Here is an 11,213-nt window from a genome sequence, read left to right on the forward strand (position 1 = left end):
CTTTAAAGCTTTTTATCTCCTATAAAATATCCATAAAGCTCATAGCTTCCATCTTTTTTCATCAAAATTACAGGATATTTTTCACTATAACCTTGTTCCATTCCTGGGCTTCCTTGCGGCATGCCAGGAGCTGAAATTCCTATAATATCTTTAGGTTTGTTTTCAAGCAACCATGCTATAGCACTTTCAGGAACATGCCCTTCAATAGCATAGCCTTCGATCACACCCGTATGGCAACTTTGATACTCATCTTTTATACCCATTTTTTCTTTGATTTTAAGAAAATCATTGGTTTTATGAACACTAACCTCATAACCCTTAGCTTTCATATAATCAGCCCAAAGATCACAACAGCCACAAGTAGGACTTTCATAAACTTGTATTTCCTTAGCCTGCGTAAGAGTGAGTAAAAAAAGAATGGTTAAAATTGTTTTTTTCATAATTGCTATCCTAAGTAAAAAATATATAATAATACTTTTATAAAGTTAATACCATCACATTTTTAACACTAAAAATGAATTTACAAAAATTTAATCAAGAAAAAGATTTTTAATGGGTGCTGATTTTGTCTTTACGGCAAAGATATAAAAGATAAAACGATTTTAAAAAACTAGAATTTTTTAACTTAAAAAGCTTAAAATTTAGATATATTTTATACTATGTTTTTTATAGTCAAAACCTTTATGGTGTGAAAGCTCTAAAATAATAGAGCTTTCAAGTATTATTTGAAATTATAGAACTTATCAGCAGCTCCACCATCACAAGAAACCTTATCGCTTGATTTTGTATATTTACCCCCTTTAACACATTTAATATTCCATTCAACAGCCCAATTTGTTTTTCTATCTACAACTAAGAATTCATTATAATAAATAATCTTTCCTTTTGCTATTTCTTGTTTCATTACTTTTAAAGGACCCCTTTAATAACATCATATTCATGCGGATCATCTTTTTTGATACTTTCTATAGCATAAATCTCTAAGTTATCAGTGTTAAATTGACTTTTCATTTCTTCTTTAGCATCTTCTAAAGCTATTTTTGCATAGGCATCATCTCCTCCTGATACTTTAACTAAATTAGAATCATGTATAGTGATAACTCCTGCAAATGCTGACACATTTAAAGCTACTAAAGCTGCGAAAGCTAAACCTAATTTTTTCATTTTATCTAACAATCATAAGAAATTTTAAAATGAAATAAAAATTTATGAGAAATCAACTCTTGTTTGAAAATGATAAAAGTAAGTGGTGCGGATGAAAGGACTTGAACCTTCACGCATTGCTGCACCAGATCCTAAGTCTGGCGTGTCTGCCAATTTCACCACATCCGCTAAAGTGGTACGCCCAAGAGGATTCGAACCTCTGACCTACGGCTTAGAAGGCCGTTGCTCTATCCAGCTGAGCTATGAACGCATATAAAATCTTGGTGGTGCGCCCGATAGGAATCGAACCCATAACCTACAGATCCGAAGTCTGTTGCTCTATCCAGTTGAGCTACGAGCGCTTAGTGGGGTGAGTGATGGGAATTGAACCCACGACCCTCAGGACCACAATCTGATGCTCTAACCGACTGAGCTACACTCACCATTTTGTATAAATTTATAAAAAATGGTCGGGGTGAAAGGATTCGAACCTTCGGCCCCTTGGTCCCAAACCAAGTGCGCTAACCAGACTGCGCTACACCCCGAATAAATAAAAGGAAATATTTTATCACAAAATAATTTTAAAGTCAAGGATTTTCATCTCTTATTCTTAAAAAAACCGGAAAGCGAGGTAAGGAATTTTTGGTCAATCCATTAAATTTATAAGTCACAATACTACCAATTTTTGGAGGATTTTTTCTATCTTCATCTTTTAAACCACTGCCTATTTTAATGATTTGTCCATTAGGCATTTTACAAAGTAAGGCACCTACTTGATTTTCAAATTTACCCTTACCCTTGCGAAATCCTACCAACTCACATTCTGCATCATCATAGGGTTTTAATTTCATAGCATTTTTACTTCTGCCTTTTTCATAAGGACTTAAATTTTTGCGTATGACAATACCTTCACCTTGATTTTTTATAATGCTTTCGTAAAATTGATTTAAATTATTTTGATTTTCAACTGGAATTTGAGGAATAATTTTTATATAGGCACTAGGATATTTTTGCAAATACTCTTCTAAAACAGCCAAACGATTTTTAAGAGTACAAGTAGAAATTTGAAATTCTTCGCAAGCATTTGGCACATCAAAAATATTATAAGTTACTTCCTTCCATAAGGTCAAATTGCTATCGCCACTACGAATTAAAGCTGAAATTTCATCAAATTTATTTCTTGCTATCCAAAGCTCACCATCAATAACAAAAGGAGGGAAATTTTTTGTAAAAAAGTCAGGAGTTTTTATTTTGTAATTTTGGCGAGTTTTTAGATATTTCCCATCCCAAATTCCACGCACTCCATCAAGTTTTTCGCTCATCAAATAAGCATTAAAATCTTTAGAGTTAAAATCTTGCTTATCGAATTCGCTAAGAAGTAAAATTTCATTAGCAAAAACTAAACAAGCACAACATATTAAAAAAATAAATCTCATCAAAGCAGATTAATCATATATCCAGTTGCATCTTTTTGAATATTATAATTATAAGTTCCATCAAGATATATTACAAGTCGATAATATCCTTTATGAGATCCAAAGTCTATGCGTTTAAAAATAGAATTGCTAAGGCGTATGTTTTTTGTAGGGCTAATCATTTTAGATCTAAAATCTATAACGATTTTGCTTGGATTTCCTACTGAAAAATCTGTGATCATTTCATCACTAGTGTTAAGTTTTATTTTGTTTTTATAAACCGCGTAAGAAATAAAATCATAAATCTTTGCAACCTGTAAAGGTATTTCAACATTGGCTGTTGAGTTTGATTCTTGTTTAGAACTATTTTTTTCAGGTATAGTAACTGAAACATCAAGTACTTTTGAAGGATCAGGGCTTTTAAATCTTGATATAGTATAAGTATCGTGCCAATCAATACTTTTATTAACATCTAAATCGATCTTATCTTCACTTCCGTCTAAATTGATATAATTAAAAGTAATGCTTTTTAAAATTCTTGCACTAGAATTAAATTTAACTTCCTCTTTTTGAAATTCAGGTGGAGCAACCAAGGTTATATTTTGATCTGTCTTGAAAGGATTTTCATCAGCATATAAAAGAGAGGTAAAAATAAAAAATATTGCTAAAATTCTAGTTTTCATTTGGGTATAATCCTTTTAATTCAAAATAATCTTTTTGTGCTTTAGCGTTTTGTTCTTTGAGTAAAATAATCTTTTTATTAAGCTCTTCTTTGGTATTTTCTAAGCTTAATAAAGTATCCAAAGAATACTGCCCAAAAAACATATTGCCAAAATAAATCGCTCCAATTACAACAAGAAAAGCCCAAAAAATCATTTTTATAACATGGGTATAAAAACTTTTTTTTCTTGTGCTTTCGTCGTATTCTTTAAGTAAATCGCTCAGAGCTTTTCTCCTAAGTATTCATCACTTTCAAGTTCAATTTCAAGCAAGCGATTGTATTTTGCAGTTCTTTCGCCTCTTGCTAGGGCTCCTGTTTTGATTTGTCCTGTATTTAAAGCTACGGCAAAATCTGCTATAAAAGCATCTTCACTTTCGCCGCTTCTATGACTCATCACGCATTTATAGTTATTTCTTTGTGCTAAACGCACAGTTCTCATAGTTTGGGTAATAGTTCCGATTTGATTTGGTTTAATAAGCACAGCATTTGCCATTTTTTTGATGATGCCTTCTCTTAAAATATCTTCATTAGTTACAAACAAATCATCGCCTACAAGCTGAATTTTATTGCCCAATTTTTCAGTAAGCTTAATCCAACCTTCAAAGTCATTTTCAGCTAAGCCATCTTCGATACTGCAAATTGGATATTTTGCACAAAGTTCTACATAGCGTTCGATCAAATCCTCGCTTGAAAAAGCCTTGCCTTCCATGTGGTATTTACCATCTTTGAAAAATTCTGTACTTGCTACATCAAGAGCAATTTTTACACGATTTTCATAACCTGCTTTTTTGATACAAGTCATTAAAAGATCGATAGGTTCTGTGTTATTAGCTAAATTTGGAGCAAAACCGCCTTCATCACCTAAAGCTGTAGAATGTCCAGAATTTGCGAGTTCTTTTTTTAATATCGCATAAATTTCACAAACTGAACGCAAAGCTTCTTTAAAACTAGTAAAACCAAAAGGCATGATCATAAATTCTTGAAAATCTACATTGTTGTTTGCATGAGCACCGCCATTTATGATATTACACATTGGTACAGGTAAAATGCTCGCATTTGCACCACCTAAGTAGCGATACAAAGGCATTCCCAAAGCAGCTGCAGCCGCACGAGCTGTTGCCATAGATACGCCTAAAGTCGCATTTGCACCTAAATTTGAATAGTTCTTTGTTCCATCAAGCTCACGCAAAGTATCATCAAGTTGAGTTTGATTAAAAGCATCTAGCCCTAAAATTTCATCTGCAATGGTTTCATTGACATTTGCAACAGCTTTTAAAACGCCTTTTCCGCCAAATCTTTCATCATTATCACGCAATTCTAAAGCCTCTTTTGAACCTGTACTTGCACCACTTGGAACTATGGCCGCACCTACACTTCCATCGCTTAGCGTAACTTCGGCTTTTACAGTTGGATTTCCTCTGCTATCAAGAACTTCATAGGCTCTAACATCTTCAATTACTAACATTATTATTCTTCTCCTTCGTCATCTTCGCTACCGCTGAACATACCTTCTATTCCCATAGAATTTTGAATCGCTTTTGTGATTTCATCTGCAATTTCAGGGTTTTCTTTTAAGAAAGCTTTTGAGTTTTCTCTACCTTGTCCAAGTTTTTTATCTTTATAAGAGAACCACGCGCCACTTTTATCTACGATATCAAGTTTTACACCGTAATCAATCAACTCACCTTCACGGCTTAAACCCTCTCCAAACATCACATCAAATTCAGCTTGTCTGAATGGAGGAGCAACTTTATTTTTAACTACTTTTACTTTTACACGATTTCCTATAGGTTCTTCGTTTTGTTTTAAGGTTGCCACTTTTCTAACATCTAAACGCACAGAAGCATAAAATTTTAACGCATTTCCACCTGTTGTGGTTTCAGGAGTACCATAACCCATAGCACCGATTTTCATACGAATTTGGTTGATGAAAATTACTGTGGTATTCATTTTATGAACTATACCTGTAAGTTTTCTTAGAGCTTGAGACATAAGTCTTGCTTGAAGTCCTACATGTTGATCACCCATATCGCCTTCAATTTCTGCTTTTGGGGTAAGTGCTGCAACGCTATCTACTACGATAAGATCTACTGCACCACTTCTTGCTATAGTTTCTACAATTTCTAAGGCTTGCTCTCCAAAATCAGGTTGAGAAACATACAAATCATCTGTATTTACACCTAAATTTTTAGCATATTTTACATCAAGCGCATGTTCTGCATCGATAAAAGCACAAACTCCACCTGCTTTTTGGCATTCTGCGATAATGTGTAAAGTTAGAGTGGTTTTACCTGAACTTTCAGGCCCATAAATTTCTATAATTCTTCCTTTTGGAACACCGCCTATACCTAAAGCAAGATCAAGTCCAACTGAACCTGTGCCTATGCTATCGATTTGCTCAACTTCTTTATCCCCTAGTCTTAAGATAGTGCCTTTTCCAAAGGTTTTATCTAAACTTTTTAGGGCAGCGTCTAGGGATTTTCTTTTATTATCATCCATAACTTTCCTTAAAAATTCTAAATTTTTAGTTAGAATTCTAACAAAATAAAATTAAATAATGGTTTATTTTGCTAGAATTAAAGCAAAGATTTAAAGGAAGTATAGATGAAAAAAATTACTATTGCGCATTCTCCTGATGCTGATGATATTTTTATGTATATGGCTATTAAATTTGGGTGGATAGGGAATGATTTTGCTTATGAAAATACAGCTTTAGATATACAAACTTTAAATGAATTTGCTTTGAAAAATGAATTTGATGCTACGGCTATTTCTTTTGGGCTTTATCCTTTAATTGCTTCTGAATATGCGCTTTTACGCACAGCAGTGAGTTTTGGCGAAGGTTATGGGCCAAAACTCATCAAGAAAAAAGACACACATTTAAAAAGAAATTTTAAAGTCGCTTTGAGTGGAGCAAATACCACCAATGCTTTGATTTTTCGTATGAAATACCCTGAAGCTAGAATTATTTATAAGAATTTTTTAGACATTGAAAATGCAGTTTTAAGTGGTGAAGTAGATGCAGGAGTTTTAATCCATGAAAGCATTTTAGAATTTGATCAAAGTCTTTGTGTGGAAGCAGAACTTTGGGATATATGGTTTGAATTTGCTAAAGAAAATTTACCTTTGCCTTTAGGTGGAATGGCTTTGCGTCGCTCTTTGCCTTTAAGCGATGCGATTAAGATCGAAAAGGATTTAACCAATGCTGTAAAAATCGCCGATGCAAATCGTAAAATTTTAGCCCCTATGCTTATAGAAAGAAAACTTATCCGTGTTGATGAAGAAAAACTGGATGCTTATCTTAATCTATATGCCAATAAAAACTCCATTAGCATGAATCAAACTCAACTTTTAGCTGTAGATACGCTTTTTAAACTAGGATATGATTATAAATTTTATGATAAAATCATACATGTAAATGATTATCTTATCCCTAGCGAATACGAAGAAGCTAGAAATTCTTAAAAAGGATAAAAATGGATGAAAGTACCTTGGTTGCTCTTGGAGTGCAAACCTTTAAAATCACACTTTTACTTTCCTTGCCTATGCTTTTAGCAGGGCTTATTGCAGGGCTTGTAATCAGTATTTTTCAAGCAACTACACAGATTAACGAAATGACACTTTCTTTTGTTCCTAAAATCATCCTGGTTGTAGTTATTTTAATCTTTTTAATGCCTTGGATGACTACAACTATGATTGACTTTACCGAAAACATACTAAATCAAATTCCAACTTTTATCAAATGATCATTGATTTTAAAAAATACTCTTCTGTGCGTATAGGAAATGAATTTGAAGTTTTGGTTTTGGATCAAATTTGTGATTTTGATGGTTTTTTAATAGGCGGTGCAAATAACCTTTTAGTTAGCCCAAAACCTAAAAATATAGGAATTTTAGGAGATAGTTTTGATTTTATACAAATTTTAGATCAAAATAAAGATTTTATACATCTTCGCATAGGCTGCAAAACAAAATCAAGCAAAATGTATCGTTTTGCCAAAGAAAACAATCTTAAGGGTTTTGAGTATTTAAGCAAAATTCCTGGTACACTTGGCGGGCTTTTGAAAATGAATGCAGGACTTAAAGGAGAGTGTATCAGTCAAAATTTAATCAAAATTGCCACTTCTGAAGGTGAAATTCTAAGAGCAAATATAAATTTTGATTATCGTTTTTGTCCTTTAAATATGCCTTTTTTTTGGGCTGAATTTAAACTAAACTTTGGCTTTGATACCCTTAAAGATGAAGCTTTAAAAAATGCAAGAAGCAACCAACCTAGTGGACCAAGCTTTGGCTCTATCTTTAAAAATCCGAAAAACGACTTTGCAGGACGTTTAATCGAAGCTGTAGGACTTAAAGGATTTAGCAAGGGAGATGCTATGTTAAGCGACAAACACGCAAATTTTTTAATCAATAAAAAAAATGCAAGTTTTGAAGATGCGTTTTTTCTTATCGAATTAGCTAGAAAAAAAGTCTTTGAAGAATTTGGCATAAACTTAGAAAATGAAGTGATTATAATCTAAACACAGAAAACAATAAAAGTCTAAAAATTTACTCTTAATCTAACTTTAAATAAAACATAAATTCAAACAATATAGTTTTATTATAATAAGTATTTAATAATATTTTAAGTATAACTATTTTAATATTCTGTCGTTTTATTTTGTATTTTATATTATTTTTAAAAAATATAATATATAGAACAAATTATAAAGGGAGGAAATTCTTATGAAAAATATCACATTAACTAAAACACCTATAGGAGAGGGTAAAGAATCCTATTTAAATTCTAAAAAGATAGTTTTATCTTTGGCTGCTATTTCTTTCTTAGCTAGTTGTGCAAATGCTGCACCTACTCCTGAAATAAAAACTTATGATGAAATAAGTAAAAATACTAAAGCTAGTTCAGCAAGTGTTTATGCTCCTCAAGCTAGGATTAATACGACTGTAAGTAGTTCAATCAACAATCAAATCAACATTTCTGATTCAGGTGTGCATACCATAATAATTGAAGCAGGTGGAACTTTAGGTAGTATAGGTAATAACAATAAAATCATCTATGCCCATGCTAGTGGTAACAACACTCTTACTCTTGCTAATCTTACCAATAAAGGAACTATTAACGGTAAGGTGGCTGTAGAACATGATCGAGGTTTTACAGGAACCATCACTGTTAACACCTTTGAAAATACAGGTCAAGTTAATGGTCAAATTTATATGGGAGTTTGGGGAGGTCAGGGAACTCTCACTGTGGATCAGTTTGATAACAGTGGAACTATAGCTTCAAGCGATAAAGGAGTTTTTTTCGAAGGCGGTGCTAATAATAAATCCACGATTAATAATTTTAACAATACTGGAGTTATAACAACTTCAACAAATAAAGAAGCTGTTCGATTTAATCATACTGATGTTAAAACCATTACCAATAATGGAAACATTAAAAGCGAGGGACATAGAGGTATAAGCATAGATAATTCAAGTGTACAAACTCTTAATAATAGTGGCACTATTCAAACCAGCAATCAAGATGTAAATAACTGGGATACGCAAGCAATATATATTGGCTATTCTACAATCCAAACATTTATCAATAGCGGAACCTTAAAAGGTGATGGAAGAAAAGATCCAGGAGGACCTAATGGGGCTATGTTTGCTAGCTCTGGGGTAAATCTTTCTGGTTCTACTATAACAAATTTTGATAACTCAGGCATTCTTTCAGGAAGAGTAGGTATAAATATATCAAGTACCACTATAGATAATTTTAAAAACACTGGTACTATAGAAGGAACATCTGGAGCCAAACAATTATCAGGAGCAGTATTCATTCAAAGTTGGGGAACTTCAAGCTCCACTATTAAAAATTTTGAAAACACAGGCCTAATCAAAAATCAAAACGGCAATGCTATCTTCATAGGTGATGGCAACAAGATAGAAACCCTTACAAATAAAGGAACTATAGAAGCAGGCAACAATGGTATAACTTTTTATGCATTTGATACAAATAAAAAGCCCGTTAATATTGGTAAAATCACTATAGAAAAAGATGGTGTTATTAAAGCAGGCAATGATGCAATCCATATAGATGGAAGTAAAAATGGTATTGAGGGTGAAGGCATTGAAGTTAAAGAAGGGGGTAGATTAGAAGGTGGTAATGCAGGTATTTATATAGGCGGTGGTAAGCAAGTAAATACTAGCATCAATGTATCTGGAACTATCCAAGGTGGTAATGGGGGTATTATAAATACTGGAACCATTGGACAAAAAGATGCAGAAGTTCAAACTCACGGAATCACTATTGAAAATGAAGGTCTTATTGCTTCGGCAAAAGGAAGCGGTATTTTAAATACTGACAATGGAATTATTTATGGTAATATCTTCAATAAAAGTAATAATAATTTAAGTTTAAAAAATGATTCTGATGCGACTATTACAAGTGGTATTAAAAATAGTGGTAGTGGAACTATCTTTGTTAATAACCAAGGAACCATAAATAAAGATAATAGTGGTAATCATTTAACTAACAGCGGATCTGGTAGCATAGTCATAGAAGATTGGCTTGTTACTACAGATAAAGATACGGGTAAATTAGACACTATAGTTGTAGGTGGAAGTGGAAATGGAAATGTAAGTGCTGATAAAATTACTATAGATGAGGGTAATCTCGATCTAGGACAACTTGATAATATAAATGATATCATCTCAGGTGTTAATCAAAACAATATTGGCAATATAGGAACCAATGGAGGTGGAGAAATATCTTTAAGCTTTGATCCAATAACAGGAAAGCTTACTACAGATTTTAATCTTAATGCTTCCATATCAGGTGCAACCTTTAGATCTTTAATCTCTACTACTTCAAGAAGATCTACCTTTATAGACAATGTTATGGGTAATTCTATGCAAAGCTTTGCTTTAGCTTCTTCAAGTAAGTCTCAAAGCATTGCTATGTCTGAAAAGGGTAATTTATATGCAGATGCAAGTGATTATATAAAGAGTGATTTAAATAACGGAAGCCATGGTTCTAATAAAGAACATTCTTTATTCATCCTTCCTTATACTTCTTCACAGAATGTTGAACTTTCTTTAAATGAAGAAAGTAAAGGACACACTAAAGGAACCATTATAGGTTATTCTACTTTAAAAGACAGTGGAATATATGGTGTGTATGCAGGTTATGAAGATACAAAAATGGGTTCAACTTATTTTGATATTAATAATAGAACCTATTATGCAGGTTTAAAATACTTTAATACCTTATTTACTACAAGTAAAGGTCAAGAAGTTTATATCAAAGCTCAAGGTAAAGCTGCTTTGATTAAAAATGATTTAACTAAAAAAATAGGAAATAATGAAGCTAAAGCTGAACCTAATTCTTATGCTTATGGAGTCAATACAGCCTTAGGTATGAATTTTATTTCTAATAAAGATATATTCTCCCCTGAAATAGGTCTTGCTTATGAAGGAGGCTATACTGAAGCTTTTTCTATGAAAGACACTATAGGACAAGCAACAGTTAAAGGTGGAGAAAGAACCTATGCAAACTATTTAAATCTTTTCTCTACTAAAACAAGCTTTACTTGGTTTAGAGATTGGTTGCCTAATTTAAAAACTTCAGTAGAACTTGGAGCTAAGTTTAATATCAATCCTAAAGTAGAAGCTGAGGCTAGATTTGGAAATACAAAAGTAAGTGATGAGTTTGATTTACCAAGAGTACAAAAATTTGTAAGCACTTCTTTTATCGTTCCTGTTAATGAAGCTTTCTATTTTAGTTTAAACTATAATGGAATGTTTGATAAAGATGGCAATACCCATACAGGATTTGCTCAGTTTAATTATCTTTGGTAATCTTATAAAAGATCCTACTTAGTTTAATTAGTTTACTCTCCTAGCTTGTTAAAATTTCATCCTGATAATTTTAAAATTATTAGGATGGATGTT

General features: G+C 32.5%; 10 protein-coding genes, 5 tRNA genes and 1 pseudogene. 4 read left to right on the forward strand and 12 right to left on the reverse strand.

Going from position 1 to position 11,213, the window contains the following annotated elements:
* Window positions 1-2: 2 nt before the first annotated feature.
* From AJ888_RS02665 to recA, 12 genes and pseudogenes are all read right to left on the reverse strand, one after another.
* Entirely contained in the window at window positions 3-440 is a 438-nt protein-coding gene (locus tag AJ888_RS02665; RefSeq protein WP_002862297.1) for a DUF411 domain-containing protein, read from the reverse strand.
* A gap of 281 nt (window positions 441-721) precedes the next feature.
* A pseudogene (locus AJ888_RS09605) lies at window positions 722-1,164 on the reverse strand (hypothetical protein).
* Between the two features lie 83 nt (window positions 1,165-1,247).
* A tRNA-Leu gene (locus tag AJ888_RS02680) sits at window positions 1,248-1,332 on the reverse strand.
* Between the two features lie 5 nt (window positions 1,333-1,337).
* Window positions 1,338-1,414, reverse strand: a tRNA-Arg gene (locus AJ888_RS02685).
* Window positions 1,415-1,428: 14 nt separating this feature from the next.
* Window positions 1,429-1,505: transfer RNA gene (locus tag AJ888_RS02690), tRNA-Arg, on the reverse strand.
* Window positions 1,506-1,509: 4 nt separating this feature from the next.
* A tRNA-His gene (locus AJ888_RS02695) sits at window positions 1,510-1,586 on the reverse strand.
* A gap of 24 nt (window positions 1,587-1,610) precedes the next feature.
* A tRNA-Pro gene (locus AJ888_RS02700) sits at window positions 1,611-1,688 on the reverse strand.
* Window positions 1,689-1,730: 42 nt separating this feature from the next.
* Window positions 1,731-2,579, reverse strand: a complete 849-nt coding sequence (locus tag AJ888_RS02705) for a DNA ligase (protein ID WP_002862300.1) — start codon at window positions 2,577-2,579, stop codon at window positions 1,731-1,733.
* Window positions 2,579-3,241, reverse strand: a complete 663-nt coding sequence (cgpA, locus tag AJ888_RS02710; RefSeq protein WP_002851387.1) for a glycoprotein CgpA — start codon at window positions 3,239-3,241, stop codon at window positions 2,579-2,581. Before cgpA ends, AJ888_RS02705 begins: the two co-directional genes overlap by 1 nt.
* Window positions 3,231-3,434: a hypothetical protein gene (locus AJ888_RS02715; protein WP_002839177.1), complete on the reverse strand. Its 204-nt coding sequence runs from the start codon at window positions 3,432-3,434 to the stop codon at window positions 3,231-3,233. Before AJ888_RS02715 ends, cgpA begins: the two co-directional genes overlap by 11 nt.
* A gap of 65 nt (window positions 3,435-3,499) precedes the next feature.
* Window positions 3,500-4,744 (reverse strand): phosphopyruvate hydratase, encoded by a 1,245-nt coding sequence (eno, locus tag AJ888_RS02720; protein WP_002862301.1) that lies wholly within the window; start codon window positions 4,742-4,744, stop codon window positions 3,500-3,502.
* 2 nt (window positions 4,745-4,746) lie between these two features.
* The gene (gene recA, locus AJ888_RS02725) at window positions 4,747-5,778 is read right to left on the reverse strand and encodes a recombinase RecA (RefSeq protein ID WP_002862302.1); all 1,032 of its coding nucleotides are present in this window, start codon (window positions 5,776-5,778) and stop codon (window positions 4,747-4,749) included.
* A 105-nt stretch (window positions 5,779-5,883) separates the two neighbouring features.
* On the opposite strand from recA, the gene AJ888_RS02730 reads away from it, so the two are divergent.
* The 4 genes from AJ888_RS02730 (at window position 5,884) to AJ888_RS02745 (ending at window position 11,120) form a co-directional block, all read left to right on the forward strand.
* The gene (locus tag AJ888_RS02730) at window positions 5,884-6,744 is read left to right on the forward strand and encodes a menaquinone biosynthesis family protein (protein ID WP_002862303.1); all 861 of its coding nucleotides are present in this window, start codon (window positions 5,884-5,886) and stop codon (window positions 6,742-6,744) included.
* Between the two features lie 11 nt (window positions 6,745-6,755).
* Window positions 6,756-7,025, forward strand: a complete 270-nt coding sequence (gene fliQ, locus AJ888_RS02735) for a flagellar biosynthesis protein FliQ (RefSeq protein ID WP_002851290.1) — start codon at window positions 6,756-6,758, stop codon at window positions 7,023-7,025.
* Window positions 7,022-7,798: a UDP-N-acetylmuramate dehydrogenase gene (locus AJ888_RS02740; RefSeq protein WP_070296116.1), complete on the forward strand. Its 777-nt coding sequence runs from the start codon at window positions 7,022-7,024 to the stop codon at window positions 7,796-7,798. Before fliQ ends, AJ888_RS02740 begins: the two co-directional genes overlap by 4 nt.
* A 205-nt stretch (window positions 7,799-8,003) precedes the next feature.
* A complete protein-coding gene (locus tag AJ888_RS02745) occupies window positions 8,004-11,120 on the forward strand; it encodes an autotransporter outer membrane beta-barrel domain-containing protein (protein WP_070296117.1) in 3,117 nt (1,038 codons plus the stop codon).
* Window positions 11,121-11,213: the final 93 nt, after the last annotated feature.

The organism is Campylobacter sp. BCW_6467 (assembly GCF_001762855.1).
Taxonomy (GTDB): domain Bacteria; phylum Campylobacterota; class Campylobacteria; order Campylobacterales; family Campylobacteraceae; genus Campylobacter_D; species Campylobacter_D jejuni.